We start from the raw sequence: 15753 nt of genomic DNA on the forward strand, positions 1-15753 counted from the left end.
CAAGAGGTAAAACGAACTTAAAACATAAGATTATATTGGTAGAATTTACCGTTTGTCGTAAGTGTTTTCAGGCTTAATATATTAAAATTAAGATTTTATTTAGATTTATTATAAATAATTTGGGAGTAAGGAGTTCAGCAATTACATTTGCCGAAAAATTTACTATTTATAATTGGTTTAAATAAAATTAAATGAAATATCAAATTACTTGCTTATTATTTTTAACCCTTTCTTTCTTAGGATTCTCTCAAAACAACGACGTGTTAGGTGTTGTAAATAACTCAGCTTTTCAACCTATTGAGAACGTTAATGTGGTGTTGAAAAACACAACAACAGGAACAGAAACAGATGCGCAGGGAGAATTTAATCTCGAAAATATTGAAGCGGGAAGCTATACGTTGTCTTTTTCTTTTTTAGGATACAAAACTAAAGAAGTTGAGATTTCGGTTATGGCTAATCAGAATTTGGACTTAGGTATCATTACACTTTATGAAGGCAACGAAATTTTAAATGAAGTGGTTGTTTATGGTGGAGACGGAAATAAATTCTCTAGAAAGCAAACGGCCTACGTTTCTAAATTACCATTAAAAGATATCGAAAACCCACAAGTTTACAGTACCATTACTACGAGCTTGCTAGAATCTCAAGTGGTTACTAACTTTGATGATGCGTTAAAAAATGCTGCAGGGGTAGAAAACCTATGGACATCTACCGGTAGAGGTGGCGATGGTGCAGGCTACTATTCTTTACGGGGGTTTGCTGTACAGCCACAGTTGGTAAACGGTCTTCCTGGTTTAACCAACGGAACGATTAACGCGGCTAATATTGAGCGTATAGAAGTTATCAAAGGGCCTTCAGCAACTTTATTTGGTAATGCAGTAAGCTCTTATGGGGGATTAATAAACGTAGTGACTAAAAAACCATTTGTAGGTACAGGCGGTGAACTATCGTTTACTACAGGATCTTACGGGTTAAATCAAATTGTTGGAGATTTCAACACGGCCTTAGACAAAGACAAGAATATTTATTTCAGATTAAATACTTCTTTTTCGCGATCTGAAAGCTTTCAGGATGCAGGATTTAAACAATCATTTTTTGTAGCGCCTTCACTTTCGTATAAGGTGAATAATAAACTATCATTCTCATTTTATGGAGAAATTACACAGGCCGAACAAACCAACCCGATGTTTTTATTCTTAAACAGAGGAGCGCCAAGTATTGCTAGTAATTTGGATGAGTTAGGTTATGATAATAAACTATCATTCACGAGTAACGATATTACATTAGAAAATCCTACTCAAAATTACAGAGTAGAAATGGATTATAAATTGTCTGATCAATGGCAATCACAAACGCTTCTTTCAAGAAGTAGCACCTCTACAAAAGGATACTATAGTTATTTATATGATTTGGGTGGAAATCCAGTAGATACTTTTTCAAGATTTATAAATAAACAAAATGCAACTACTGAAACTGCCGATATTCAGCAAAATTTTATCGGAAACTTTAACGTTTTAGGATTAAGAAATAAAATGGTAGTTGGAATCGATTATTTAAACACCACAAGTGTGGATAACAGTACAAGTTATGCATACTACGGAAGCGTTCAAGCTGATGGTACTACCGAAGACGGTTATCCTTTATCAGCTTCAGGAATTGATGCTGCTTTAGCTTCTGCAACGGTAAATAATATCAAATCAGAATATAATATTTTTAGTATCTATGCTTCAGATGTATTGAATATTACTGAAAGTCTTTCCGCTATGGTAGGTATTCGATTTGATCATTTTGATAATAAAGGTGATTTGTCTAACTCTGAAGATGACTATGACCAAAGTACCTTTTCGCCTAAATTCGGATTGGTGTTTCAGCCAATTCAAGATAAGTTATCTGTTTTTGCCAACTATCAAAACGGATTTACAAACGTAGCTCCAACATTAGTTGGCGATCCTAGTGCAGGTGCACAAACCTTGAAAACTTTTGATCCAGAGCAAGCCAATCAATTAGAATTTGGTGTTAAAACCAATTTATTCTCAAATCGTTTAAATGCCATTGTAAGTTATTATGATATTAAAGTGACCGATCAAGTGATCACAGATCCAAGTTCGCCTTTTAATAAAATTCAAGGTGGTGAAGTGGTGAGTAGAGGTTTTGAACTTGAAGTAAATGCTAATCCTGTTGACGGATTAAACCTAAGAGCTGGTTTTAGTAATAACTTTAGTGAAACGACCGAATCTGATAATGTGAATATCTTAGGTAAGCGTCCGCTTGAAGCGGGTCCAGAAAATCTTTATAACTTTTGGGCAAACTACGAATTTCAAGAAGGGCTGTTAGATGGCTTCGGAATGGGAGCTGGATTTAACGGTGCTAGCGAACGTTTTGCTATTAATTATGCGAACACGGGTGATTTTATTTTACCAAGCTATACCATTTTTAATGCGTCTTTATTTTATCAAGCAGAACAATACCGTGTGGCTTTAAAGTTAAATAACGCGTTTAATAAAGAATATTATAAAGGTTGGACAACCATTACGCCGCAAACACCAAGAGCTTTAATTGCAAACTTTACTTATAAATTTTAATAATAAATTATAATTAGTAGGTTGTTTGATAGTCTCAAGTTGTGGTACTTTTGCCGACTTTAGTTTGAGTTAAAACTAGACTATCAAACAATCTTTTTTTAAGCCTATGAAATATAGAAAACAAATATTAACCCTGCATAAAATACTTGGACTTGCCACAGGATTGGTCGTTTTTCTGGTTTCTATTACAGGATGCTGTTGGGCTTTTAAAGATGAAATAGAAAGTTTATATTCAGACTATAAAACGGTAGAAGTACAAGACACACCTCAAATTACGGTTACCGAAGCACAAACTATTGCACAAGAAGTTTTCCCAGATAACCATATTCATGGCGCGATTTTCGGAAAACCTAATCAAGCCATTCAAGTTATTTTTTACGATAGAGAACCTGAATTTTATCAAGATGTTTATTTAAATCCGTATTCAGGTGAAGTGATTCAGGTTAATGATAATCTTTCTGGTTTTTTTCCTTTTATATTGAAAGGGCATATGCGTTTGTGGTTTCCTAAAGAATTTGGAGAACAATTCGTAGGAGCTTCTATATTACTTTTTATTTTTATAATCATTTCAGGTTTCCTTTTATGGATACCAAAACAGCGTAAAAATTTAAAACAACGCATTACTTTCGATTGGAAATCAACTACACGGTGGAAACGAAAGAACTTCGACTTGCATACTGTCATAGGCTTTTATATCTGTTCTTTAGCTTTGATTTTAGCTTTTACAGGTACCGTAATGTCATATGATTGGTTAAAATACGTGCTTTATAAGTCTACTGGAGGTGATAAAGTGGCGGCTTTTATTATCCCTGAAAATAATAGCGGCTTAAAAATTAACGATGCTTCGGAAGGCGTTGCACCTATAGATCAATTAATTCCGAAACTTTGGAAAGCGTCTCCTGACGTTGATAATTATGAATTGCATTATCCAGAATCGGACACGTCTAGTATTTATGTTGAGGTTTCTAAAACGGCAGGCATTTTTTATGATTCTGATTTTAGGTTCTTCGATCAAAATACACTTGAAGAAATTGAAACACCGGGTATCTATGGGAAATATGAAGATGCTAAGTTTGCTGATAAAATACTAAGAATGAATTATGACATTCATATTGGCGCTATTGGTGGGATTGTTGGGAAAATTATAGCCTTTTTAGTGAGTCTACTCACAGCAAGTTTACCTGTAACAGGGGTGTTGCTTTGGTACGGTAGAAACTATAAAAATAAAAAGGAACTTCAAGCATAACAAGAATAATACTTTATACTTCAGCTAATTAAATAAGTGAACTTATTGGTTGCCTTTTGACTATTTTTGATTTATGATACATACCAAAATAGTTGTTTTCACTATTGTGCTATTCTCTACTATTAGCCTTACGGCGGAAAACAGAAATACGCCACTAAACTCCTTTGTTAAGGCTGAAAATATTAAAGTGAATCAAGATAGTATTTCTGCTGAAGCCTTTAAATTACGTTTTAACCATATTCAAAATGAATTTGAAACCCAACAGAATTTGTTTAAAACGGGAGTGATTTCAGAATCTAAATATTTGAAACATATAAAAAAGCTTCGTAAAAAAGAGCTGAAACTTTTTAAAGCGGTTAAGCAACACAAGTTTAAACCAGAAGAGTTAACCGAATACAATTATTGGTATCGCGGCGTTTTAAAGTTTCCTACCAACATCGAACAGGAGTTGTTAAAACGGACTTCAAAGTAAAAACTTAGGTCTAACCCCAGTTAAATTAAAAACAAAAAACGCTTCAAAATCAATTGAAGCGTTTTTAATATAATTTGTGTGTCGAGGCTCTCGACTACATCATGCCTGGCATTCCGCCACCACCCATTGGAGGCATAGTAGAAGCTTCTTCTTTAATATCAATTAAGGCACACTCCGTTGTAAGAATCATTCCAGCAACAGAAGCAGCGTTTTCTAAAGCAATACGTGTTACTTTCTTAGGATCGATAATTCCAGCTTTTAGCATGTCTACGTAAGTTTCAGTTTTTGCATCGTAACCAAAGTCTTTTTTACCTTCTAATACTTTATTGATTACTACAGAACCTTCACCGCCAGCATTTTCAACTATCGTTCTTAAAGGCGCTTCAATCGCTTTATTTACGATTTGAACACCTGTAGTTTCATCTAAATTTTCAGTAGTGATTTTTTCTAAAACAGCTTTTGCTCTTACTAAAGCAACACCACCACCAGCAACGATACCTTCTTCTACAGCAGCTCTTGTTGCATGTAAAGCATCGTCAACACGGTCTTTTTTCTCTTTCATTTCAACTTCACTTGCAGCACCAACGTAAAGTACAGCAACACCACCAGCTAATTTAGCTAAACGCTCTTGAAGTTTTTCTTTATCGTAATCTGAAGTCGTTGTTTCAATTTGAGCTTTAATTTGGTTTACACGCGCTTTAATCGTTTCACCATCACCAGAACCGTTTACAATCGTTGTATTGTCTTTGTCAACAGTTACCGTATCAGCAGAACCTAACATGCTTAAATCAGCATTTTCTAAAGTGAATCCTCTTTCTTCAGAAATTACAGTTCCACCAGTTAAAATTGCGATATCTTCAAGCATAGCTTTACGTCTATCACCAAATCCTGGCGCTTTTACAGCAGCAATTTTTAATCCACCTCGTAATTTGTTAACTACTAAAGTAGCTAAAGCTTGACCGTCTACATCTTCAGCAATAATTAATAAAGGACGACCAGATTGTGCAACTGGTTCAAGGATTGGAAGAATTTCTTGTAAGTTAGAAATTTTCTTATCGAATAATAAAATGTACGGATTCTCTAAATCGGCAACCATTTTATCTGAATCTGTCACAAAGTAAGGAGATAAGTATCCGCGGTCGAATTGCATACCTTCAACAACGTCAACATAAGTTTCCATACCTTTGGCTTCTTCAACGGTAATCACACCTTCTTTTCCAACTTTAGAAAAAGCTTGAGCAATTAATTCACCAATAGTATCATCGTTATTTGCTGAAATTGCAGCAACTTGTTTAATTTTTTCTGAAGAGTTTCCTACTTTTTGAGCTTGGTCTTCAAGGTCTTTTGTAATCGCCTCAACAGCTTTGTCGATACCACGTTTTAAATCCATTGGATTAGCACCAGAAGCCACGTTTTTTAAACCTTCTTTAACGATAGCTTGGGCTAAAACAGTAGCGGTAGTTGTACCGTCACCAGCTAAATCGTTAGTTTTAGAAGCCACTTCTTTTACCATTTGTGCACCCATGTTTTCGTGTGCATCTTCTAATTCAATTTCTTTAGCAACAGATACACCATCTTTAGTTACCGATGGGGCTCCAAAACTTTTACTAATAATTACGTTACGACCTTTAGGTCCTAAAGTTACTTTTACAGCGTTTGCTAATGCATCAACACCACGTTTTAAACCGTCGCGTGCTTCAATATCAAATTTTATACTTTTTGCCATGATTTTCTTATTTTTATTCCCTTGAAGAAGGGAATCTTTTAAATATGTTTTGTTTTTGTTTTATGAGATTTCCACTTTCGTGGAAATGAAAAAAGCTATTTATACAATCGCAAGAATATCACTCTCACGCATGATTAAATAATCGGTACCTTCAAGTTTTAAGTCTGTTCCAGCGTATTTACCATATAAAACGGTATCTCCAACTTTAACAGTAATTGGCTCGTCTTTTGTACCTGGTCCAGCGGCTACTACAGTTCCTTTTTGAGGTTTTTCTTTAGCGTTGTCTGGAATAATAATTCCTGAAGCAGTTTTAGTTTCGGCTGCAGCTGGTTCAATAAGAACACGGTCTGCTAATGGTTTAATGTTTAATCCCATTTTGTTTTATATTTTAATGATTAAGTTTATAAATACTAGGTCAATTCATACGAAAAATGTGCCAATAGCAGATAACTGACAAACTTGCAGACCTGTCTACCGAACGGGTAGAAACAAAAAATGCCAACTTAAATAGTTGGCATTTTTGTCTTGTTTTATGTGTTTGAATACTATTCTGCTTCCTTTACTGGAGCTGCATCATTAGTTGTTGCAGGAACATCAGGTAAAGCTACTGGAGTTGAAACCGCATCAGTATCTAAAGCTTTAGATTCGTTGTTAGCAGGTCCTCTGTTGATAGCCACGTTAGAAGCTAAAATTAATACCAATAGTAAGGTTGCTAAGTACCAAGTACTCTTGTCTAAGAAATCTGTGGTTTTCTTTACACCACCTAATTGTTGTGTTCCACCACCACCGAAAGATGATGATAATCCGCCACCTTTAGGGTTTTGAACCATGATTACTACGATAAGTAAAAACGCTACCACCACTATAAGGACTAAAAATATTGTAAACGTACTCATTATTTTTTATTGTTTTGTTCTTGTAATTGCTCTACTGCTCTAATTTGGTTTGCAAAGAAACTACTTTTTTCTGGATATTTCAAACTTAAAATTTTATAAGATTGAATTGCCTTTTTAAAGTTTTTTTGTTCTACGTAAATTCGTGCTAAAGTCTCTGTCATTAAGGCTTCCGGCTGAATCATTTGCGCTTGAGCCAAATTCCCTTTCTGTAATAAGGGTTTTGTCGGACTAATTTTAGGATTTTCAGCGATGAATTTATCGATAAGTTTGAACTTTTGTTCCTTTTCTAAATCTGTAGAAGGCACTGTTTCAGCAATTTCATCTTCAGTATTTATAGGTTCTTTCTCTTCAGAAGATCTTTCAATAGGCGCAAAACGTGTTAATTGTAACCATTCATTAAAAGAATGTGATTCTTTTTTATTAAAAGGAAGTGGTTTACCCAAATCTAAAACTGTTTCAGCGGAAGATGTTTCTGTTTCCAGTGTCTCTTTTGAAGCTTCAGCGGCTTTAGTCGATTTTTCAAGTAAAGGTGTTTCTTTTAGAGGCCTCGCTTCTTTTGGTTCAAAAAGTGCTGGATCTAAAACACCATCGGTATCACTAATTTGTTGTTTCAAAGTATCGTCAATAGTCACTTTTCTGTCTATTGAAAGATCTTCTATTTCTACAGGAATATTTCCTAAATAAGAACTGTTGTTTTTTATGGTTTCAGAAATTTCATTTTGAACAAATATTTCTGAAGTTATAAAGTCAAATAAAATGCTTCGATCCGCAGTGTAGGCTGCTGTTGTTTTTAGTTCTTGATTGTATTGTAAGCTACTTTGCTCCTTGAGACCTTTTAGGTAAATGGCGCGAGCCGACTGAAAATAGGGAAACTTCGTGATTACCGATTTTAGCCCATCAGTTTGCGCGTTCGTTAAAACTTGTGGATTTTGGAGAATTTGTATGTAATCTTCTTGATTCATTGGCCGTGCCAAATTTAGTAATTTTAAATATGAAAGGCTGGTTTTACCACTTGGCTAGGGTTGCATTGAAAATATCTTGTGTAATACGTTCAAATATTTCTTCGTGAGCTGTTGTTTTTTGGGTGCCAATAAGTTGATCGGTTCCTGGGTAATCATAGAAAAATGAAAAACGCTGCTCCAAATCGTCTTCAGGCTTTTTTCTGTTGATAAATCTTAGACTTACACTAATTGTTAATCTATTCTGCGCGGCTATTTGGTCTGAAGTTGCTGTGGTTGGTGAGATTCTATACTCTGTAATTTCACCTTCGTAAACTAAATCACCACCAGAAGGCACTAAGTTTAAATTGGTTTGATTCTGAATTAAATCTTCTAAAGCTAGTTTAAAGTCACGTTCTAAACCTGGTTCTACAAGAAGCGCAGTGTTTTCAAAACGATTAACTTGATAGGTGGTTACCCCCGCAGGAATAGAAGCTCCTGTAAAAGAATAGATGCCACAGCCTAAAAATGTTAAGCTAAATACGGCAAGGGCTATGTGTTTTAAATATTTTTTCATTCTGAATAACTATAACTTAATAAGCAGGTTTATAAGGTTGTAAAACTTATTTCTAAAGATCATACTGTTTAATTTTGCGATATAAGGTACGCTCGCTAATACCTAATTCTGCGGCAGCTAATTTACGCTTTCCTTGATGACGCTCAAGTGATTTTTTAATAAGTTCGAGTTCCTTTTGATGAAGCGATAAGGTTTCTTCTTCCTCGATTTCTTCAGCAAAATGATATTTATCTTGAATAGGAGCGAGGTCTTCCTCAATGGCATGTTCATTAATTGAAAGTAGCTCTGTTTCTGGGTCTAACGATTCTTCATAATCGGTGTCCTCATCGTCTTCATCGCCATAAATTTTCTGAATTAAACTTTCGTTGTTTTTCTCAACATCTTTGGTGTTGCCATTTTTCATCAACTCCATGGTGAGTTTTTTCAAATCGTTCAAGTCACTTTTCATATCAAAAAGCACTTTGTACAGTATCTCACGTTCACTACTAAAGTCACTTTCCGATTTTGATGTTTTTATAACAGCAGGCAAATTAGTTGAAGCCGAATCTGGTAAATAACCACGTAGAATTTCTGAAGTAATGGTTCTATTCTGCTCTAAAACCGAAAGTTGCTCAGCGATATTTCGTAACTGACGAATGTTACCACCCCAACGGAATTTTATAAGCATTTGTATCGCGTTATCGCTAAGTTTTACGGTAGGCATTTTATATTTCAAAGCAAAATCGCTCGCAAACTTTCTGAATAATAAGTGGATGTCATCCTGGCGTTCGCGTAACGGCGGCAAATTGATATCTACTGTGCTTAAACGGTAGTATAAATCTTCACGAAATTTTTCTTTTTCAATAGCTTCAAACATATTTACGTTTGTAGCTGCAACGATGCGAACATTGGTTTTTTGTACTTTACTAGAACCTACTTTTAGAAACTCGCCATTTTCTAAAACACGTAATAAACGAACCTGTGTAGTTAAGGGTAATTCGCCAACTTCATCTAGAAAAATGGTTCCGCCATCAGCAACTTCAAAATAACCTGCTCTGGTTTGCGAAGCGCCTGTAAAAGCGCCTTTTTCGTGACCAAAAAGTTCACTGTCTATGGTGCCTTCAGGAATCGCACCACAGTTTACAGCGATATATTTGTTGTGTTTTCTGTGTGATAACTGATGTATTATTTTAGGAATACTCTCTTTACCTACACCACTTTCTCCTGTAACTAAAACCGAAATATCTGTAGGTGCCACTTGAATGGCTTTTTCGATAGCACGATTTAATGCTGGTGTATTCCCAATAATACCAAAACGTTGTTTTATTGCTTGAACTGATTCCATAATTTTCATTTCCGTGAAAACGGAAATCTTTTTAATTTATTAATTATTTATGCCGTAATCCCTTTAATTTTTTCTTAAATCAATTTAGGTCTTACTCTGCAGTTTCTCCTTCGGGGATTAGGGGGCTTGCCTCCCCAATTAAAGTGGCACTTGTACAATCGGTAACTTTTACATTTACAAAATCACCAATGTTGTAATGTGCTTTAGGGAAAACACATACGATGTTTTGCGATGTTCTTCCAGACCATTGTTCGGCAGATTTTTTTGATTCCTTTTCAATTAAAACTTCTACAACAGTATTTAAATGTTCTTTGGTTCTAATTTCACTATGAATACGTTGTAAATCCACAATGTCTTGAAGTCTACGTTTTTTAGTTTCTTCAGGAACATCATCCTCCATATTTCTTCCAGCCATGGTGCCTGGACGCTCCGAGTAAGTAAACATATATCCAAAGTTATATTTTACGTACTCCATTAAGGAAACGGTATCTTGAAAATCTTCTTCTGTTTCTGTAGGAAACCCAACAATCATATCCTGACTGATGGCACAATTTGGTATAATGCGACGAATGTTGTCAATCAATTCGAAGTATTCTTCACGCGTATGCAAACGGTTCATGGCTTTTAAAACGCGGTTACTACCACTTTGAACTGGTAAATGGATGTGATTGCAAATGTTATCGAATTTTGCCATCGTTTCAATCACATCAAGCGTTAAATCTTGAGGATTAGATGTTGAAAATCGAATACGCATTTTAGGTTGTGCTTTGGCGCAAATTTCTAACAAGTTTGAAAAGTTTACCGCTGTCGCTTTTTGCATATCGCTGGCTTTTTCAAAATCTTTTTTCAATCCGCCACCGTACCAAAGGTAACTGTCTACGTTTTGACCTAAGAGTGTTATTTCTTTGTAACCTCTGTTCCATAAGTCATTTACTTCTTCAAGAATACTTTGAGGATCGCGACTACGCTCACGACCGCGAGTAAAAGGTACCACACAAAAAGTACACATATTATCACAACCTCGTGTAATGGAAACAAAAGCGGTAACACCATTTGTGTTTAATCGTACAGGTGAAATGTCGCCATAAGTTTCTTCCTTTGAAAGAATCACGTTAATAGCATCTCGACCTTCGTCAACTTCAGCTAAAAGATTTGGTAAATCTTTGTAGGCATCAGGGCCAACTACTAAATCGACGATTTTTTCTTCTTCAAGAAATTTTGTTTTTAAGCGTTCTGCCATACAGCCTAAAACTCCAACTTTCATTTTCGGATTTAGGTCGCGCTTAACGGCATTATATTTTTCTAAACGTTTACGTACGGTTTGTTCTGCCTTATCTCGAATAGAGCAAGTGTTTACTAGAACTAAATCGGCTTCTTCTAGTTTTTGCGTGGTGTTAAAACCTTGGTTCGCCATAATAGACGCCACGATTTCACTATCACTAAAATTCATGGAACATCCGTAACTTTCAATAAATAGTTTACGTTTGTTGGTGTCTTTTTGTTCTAAAACTAAGGCTTCTCCTTGTTTGTTTTCGTCTATAATCTTTTCCATAATTTACTGAAACCTTTTATCGGTCAATAAGCACGCAAAGATACAATTTAATTATGATTTGTGACAAAGTGACAGTTCGATTTTAGCACACAATTAAGATTGTTTTAATGATTCATAGAGGTTTTGCTTTCGGTTATGTTAAAATAAATTATTTTTAACCCCGATTAACCACAAAAGCTAACTTCCATGACTACACTTGACAGTTTATTTGAAAAAATTGAGAACGCTAAAAATTTAGATTTCGGTACCATTATAGATCAAGTGATTTCATTATTTAAAAAAGTGTGGCAAAAAGGGTTAGTGCTTGTTTTGATTATAGTAGTGTGCGCCGGGGTCGCAGGGGTGTTATTTAACCTTATTGGTTTAAGTGGGTCTACCAATTTAATGTTAGATGAAGGTTTTAATATCAATACTTTTATAGATAATTACTCTAAAAATGTAATATACGCCATCCCGCAAAACATATTAATAAGCACTTTAACCATGGCGTTTTTAGCAGCCTTTTATAGAATTTGTAAGAGTGAGCTATTAGAGGAGAACCTTCAAGATGATTATTTCTACTTTTTTAAGCATGGTTATTTCTCCAAACTTTTAACTCTTGGAATGATACATACGGGAATATCAACCCTAGCATTGTTTCTATTTGTAATTCCTGCGATCTACGTGTATGTGCCATTAGGGTATATTTCTGTGTTTTTTGCTTTCAATCCAGATTTAAGTGAGATAGAAATACTCAAGGCGAGTTTTAAATTAGGAAACAAAAAATGGTTAATATCATTTGGGACCATGTTTGTCGCTAGTTTAATGGGAGCTCTGGGTATTTTAGGTTGCGGTATCGGTATTCTGTTTACCATATCTATTGCTTATTTACCAGTGTTTTTCATTTACAAAGAAGTTGTTGGTTTCGAAAAGAAAAGTGCTATAGATGAAATCGGTAATTCAATCCAATAAAATAATTAACCATATCATATTTATTTAACCCAAACATTATGAATCCAATTACTAGTTTATTAGAGAAAATACAAAACGGAAAATCACTCGATTTTGGAGATATATTTGGAGCCTCTATAGATTTATTTAAAAAGACATGGCTTCAAGGTTTTATATTAATAATATTGACTTTGGTAGTTGTGATACCATTGATTATAGCTCTATATGCACCCTTAATAGGATTGATCATGTCGCAGGGGCAAGAGGGACTTGTTGATGATGATGCCATGCTTTCCTTTTTTGGAGGAATGTCTTTATTATATAGTCTTTTAGTTATAATTGGATTCTTTGTAGTAGGAGCGGTTTATTTTGCACTTAACGCAGGTTTTTATAGAATTATGAGAAAACTTGATGCTAACGAAAATACAGTGATCAAAGATTATTTTTACTTTTTTAAACTATCATACTTAAGCAAAGGGATGATAATTACGTTAATTTCAATGCTGATAGGTATTGTGTCCCTAATGCTTTGCTATATACCATTTATATATGCTATTGTGCCATTATCGTTTTTTGCGGTTATCTTTGCGTTTAATCCAGAATTATCTGCAACTGAAATTATAAAAGCAAGTTTTAAGTTGGCTAATAAGTATTGGTTAGTTTCTTTTGGGCTAATTGTAGTGTCTTCTATTTTATCACAACTTGTGGGGTATTTAGCTTGCGGAATAGGACTTTTGTTTACAGCTTCATTTATTTATCACCCTATATATTTAATTTATAAAAATGTGATTGGTTTCAATGAAGTAAATGCGATTGATGAAATAGGAGTTTCAGATTATTAAGGCTTATTTTTTATCAAAAAGACCTGTTTCAATACTGTTAAAAGCAGGTTTGCAAGCTGAAATAATTTACAGATAATGACGAATATGCTACAGATAACGTTTTTTTCATATACATTTGTAGCTTCAAAAAATGAAGTATGGCGAAGAATTTAGTAATCGTAGAGTCACCTGCAAAGGCGAAAACCATTGAAAAATTTCTAGGTAAAGATTTCAAAGTGGAATCAAGTTTCGGACATATATCCGATTTACCATCGAAAGAATTAGGGGTTAATGTTGAAGGTGATTTTAAACCGAAATACGAAGTTTCAAAAGATAAGAAAGCAGTTGTAAAAAAACTGAAAGACTTAGCGAAGAAAGCAGAAATGGTTTGGCTAGCAAGTGATGAGGATCGCGAGGGAGAAGCTATTGCATGGCATTTAGCGGAAACACTAAAACTTGATAAAGACAAAACCAAACGTATTGTTTTTCATGAGATTACAAAAACAGCTATTCAAAAAGCTATTGAAAACCCAAGAGGTATAGATTATGATTTAGTCGATGCACAACAAGCGCGTCGTGTGTTAGACCGTATAGTAGGTTACGAATTGTCACCTGTACTTTGGAGAAAAGTGAAGGGCGGACTTTCAGCTGGTCGTGTGCAGTCGGTTTCTGTGCGATTAATTGTTGAAAAAGAACGTGAAATTGAAGGATTCACACCGGTGGCTTCCTATAGAATAGATGCTGAATTTTCAAATGAAGATGGGCAAACGTTTAAAGCGAAGCTTCCGAAGAACTTTTCATCTAAGGAAGAAGCTCAGAAATTCTTAGAACAAAACGCTACTGCCGATTTTAAAGTTGCTGATTTAACAAAAAAACCAGCTAAAAAATCACCTGCAGCACCGTTTACCACGTCAACACTTCAGCAAGAAGCATCGCGTAAATTATATTTTTCAGTAAGTAAAACCATGACGATGGCGCAACGCCTTTATGAAGCTGGTTTAATTACTTATATGAGAACCGATAGTGTAAATTTATCTGATGAAGCACGAAAAGGTGCCGAAGCCGAAATTAAAAATGCCTACGGAGACGAATATAGCAAACCAAGAAATTACAAAGGAAAATCTAAAGGTGCTCAAGAAGCGCATGAGGCGATTCGTCCAACTAATTTTGCAACACACTCTGTTGATATTGATAGAGATCAAGCACGTTTATACGATTTAATTTGGAAACGTTCAATTGCATCACAAATGAGTGAAGCAGAACTAGAACGTACCAACGTAAAAATTGAAGCGTCAACACATAAAGAAACCTTTACAGCAAACGGAGAGGTTATTACTTTTGATGGATTTTTAAAGGTCTATTTGGAAGGTACCGATGATGAGGATGTAGAGCACGAAGGGATGTTGCCAGCCATGCGGGCGAATGAAAAACTGCTGAATAGCTACATAACAGCTACAGAGCGTTACACTCGTGCGCCAGCAAGATATACCGAGGCTTCTCTAGTTAAGAAGTTAGAGGAATTAGGTATTGGTAGACCGTCTACTTATGCACCAACCATTTCAACCATTCAAAATAGAAATTATATTGAGAAGGGAACTATTGATGGTGTAGAGCGTGAGTATACGCAGCTAGTTTTAAGTGAAGGCAATGTAAAAGATAATACCCTTTCGGAAAAAGTAGGTTCAGATAAAGGCAAGTTAGTTCCAACAGATATTGGAATGATTGTAACCGACTTTTTAGTGAATCATTTTGATGCGATTTTAGATTATAATTTCACGGCAAAAGTAGAAGCCGATTTTGATGAAATCGCTGAAGGAAATGAAAACTGGATTAAAATGATGAAGGCTTTTTATAAAGACTTTCATCCAGTGGTTGAAGACGTTAAAGAAAATGCCGATAGAGAATCTGGTGAGCGTATTTTAGGTAAAGATCCTAAAACAGGTAAGCAGGTGAGTGTGCGTTTAGGGCGTTTCGGACCAATGGTTCAAATAGGTACTGTTGATGATGAAGAAAAACCGCAGTTTGCGAGCTTAAGTCCAGATCAGCAATTAACAACCATTACCTATGAAGAGGCTATGGATTTATTCCAACTTCCAAAAACATTAGGTAATTATGAAGGTGAAGAGGTTTTAGTGAATAATGGCCGTTTCGGGCCATATGTGAAGTTTGGAGAAGCTTATGTGTCGCTTCCTAAAGGAACAGATCCTCTAAGTGTAGAGATAGACGATGCTATTGTTTTAATAAAGGAAAAGCAAAAGGCAGATGCCCCTATATATATGTATAACGATTTGCCTGTTCAAAAAGGTAAAGGACGTTTTGGGCCATATATTAAATGGAACAATATGTTTATCAACGTGAACAAAAAATACGATTGGGATGATTTATCTGATGAAGATATTGTCGAATTAATTGAAACAAAAATTCAGAAGGAAATCGATAAAGTGATTCACAATTGGGAAGATGAAGGCATTCGTGTTGAAAAAGCCCGTTGGGGAAGACATAACGTTTTAAAAGGTAAGATTAAAGTAGAATTACCTAAAACTGTTGATGTTACTGAAATGACCTTAGAAGAAGCTCAAGGTATCATTGAAGCGGCTACACCTAAGAAAAAAGCCGCTAAAAAGAAGCCGGCTGCTAAAAAGAAACCAGCCGCAAAGAAAAAGCCAAGTGCAAAAAAGTAATTTAGAGA

The 15753-nt window shown here is 35.1% G+C and carries 13 protein-coding genes; 6 read left to right on the forward strand and 7 right to left on the reverse strand.

The annotated features are described in order from the left end of the window. Nucleotides 1-191 precede the first annotated feature (191 nt). From Q4566_RS11200 to Q4566_RS11210, 3 genes are all read left to right on the forward strand, one after another. Nucleotides 192-2582 carry a TonB-dependent receptor gene (locus Q4566_RS11200; RefSeq protein WP_303421176.1) on the forward strand — a complete coding sequence of 797 codons (2391 nt, stop codon included), beginning with the start codon at nt 192-194 and terminating at the stop codon, nt 2580-2582. 106 nt (nt 2583-2688) lie between these two features. Further along, nucleotides 2689-3828, forward strand: a complete 1140-nt coding sequence (locus Q4566_RS11205) for a PepSY domain-containing protein (protein ID WP_303421178.1) — start codon at nt 2689-2691, stop codon at nt 3826-3828. A 73-nt stretch (nt 3829-3901) separates the two neighbouring features. Continuing rightward, a complete protein-coding gene (locus Q4566_RS11210) occupies nt 3902-4300 on the forward strand; it encodes a hypothetical protein (RefSeq protein WP_303421180.1) in 399 nt (132 codons plus the stop codon). A gap of 94 nt (nt 4301-4394) precedes the next feature. Here the strand turns inward: Q4566_RS11210 and groL are convergent, their stop codons facing one another. From groL to miaB, 7 genes are all read right to left on the reverse strand, one after another. Further along, the gene (groL, locus tag Q4566_RS11215; protein WP_303421182.1) at nt 4395-6026 is read right to left on the reverse strand and encodes a chaperonin GroEL; all 1632 of its coding nucleotides are present in this window, start codon (nt 6024-6026) and stop codon (nt 4395-4397) included. A gap of 99 nt (nt 6027-6125) precedes the next feature. Beyond that, nucleotides 6126-6401 (reverse strand): co-chaperone GroES, encoded by a 276-nt coding sequence (gene groES, locus Q4566_RS11220; protein WP_303421184.1) that lies wholly within the window; start codon nt 6399-6401, stop codon nt 6126-6128. Nucleotides 6402-6571: 170 nt separating this feature from the next. After that, nucleotides 6572-6922 (reverse strand): preprotein translocase subunit SecG, encoded by a 351-nt coding sequence (secG, locus tag Q4566_RS11225; protein ID WP_303421186.1) that lies wholly within the window; start codon nt 6920-6922, stop codon nt 6572-6574. After that, a complete protein-coding gene (locus Q4566_RS11230; RefSeq protein WP_303421188.1) occupies nt 6922-7884 on the reverse strand; it encodes a hypothetical protein in 963 nt (320 codons plus the stop codon). The genes secG and Q4566_RS11230 overlap by 1 nt, the downstream gene beginning before the upstream one ends. Before the next feature lie 43 nt (nt 7885-7927). Then, nucleotides 7928-8437 (reverse strand): LptE family protein, encoded by a 510-nt coding sequence (gene lptE / locus Q4566_RS11235; RefSeq protein ID WP_303421191.1) that lies wholly within the window; start codon nt 8435-8437, stop codon nt 7928-7930. Between the two features lie 52 nt (nt 8438-8489). Beyond that, nucleotides 8490-9761, reverse strand: a complete 1272-nt coding sequence (locus Q4566_RS11240) for a sigma-54-dependent Fis family transcriptional regulator (protein ID WP_303421193.1) — start codon at nt 9759-9761, stop codon at nt 8490-8492. A 91-nt stretch (nt 9762-9852) separates the two neighbouring features. Then, on the reverse strand, nt 9853-11313 hold the full coding sequence (gene miaB / locus Q4566_RS11245; RefSeq protein WP_303421195.1) for a tRNA (N6-isopentenyl adenosine(37)-C2)-methylthiotransferase MiaB: 1461 nt from the start codon (nt 11311-11313) through the stop codon (nt 9853-9855). A gap of 186 nt (nt 11314-11499) precedes the next feature. Here miaB and Q4566_RS11250 point away from each other — a divergent pair, with 186 nt between their 5' ends. The 3 genes from Q4566_RS11250 to topA all read left to right on the forward strand — a co-directional run bounded on the left by Q4566_RS11250 (nt 11500) and on the right by topA (nt 15745). Next, nucleotides 11500-12264, forward strand: coding sequence for a hypothetical protein (locus tag Q4566_RS11250; protein ID WP_303421197.1), 765 nt, complete (start codon nt 11500-11502; stop codon nt 12262-12264). 38 nt (nt 12265-12302) lie between these two features. Continuing rightward, nucleotides 12303-13085: a hypothetical protein gene (locus Q4566_RS11255; RefSeq protein ID WP_303421199.1), complete on the forward strand. Its 783-nt coding sequence runs from the start codon at nt 12303-12305 to the stop codon at nt 13083-13085. Between the two features lie 137 nt (nt 13086-13222). Next, complete coding sequence (topA, locus tag Q4566_RS11260; protein WP_303421200.1) at nt 13223-15745, forward strand: type I DNA topoisomerase; 2523 nt, start codon at nt 13223-13225, stop codon at nt 15743-15745. Nucleotides 15746-15753 lie beyond the last annotated feature (8 nt).

Source organism: Tamlana sp. 2_MG-2023 (genome assembly GCF_030548465.1).
Taxonomy (GTDB): Bacteria; Bacteroidota; Bacteroidia; order Flavobacteriales; family Flavobacteriaceae; genus Pseudotamlana.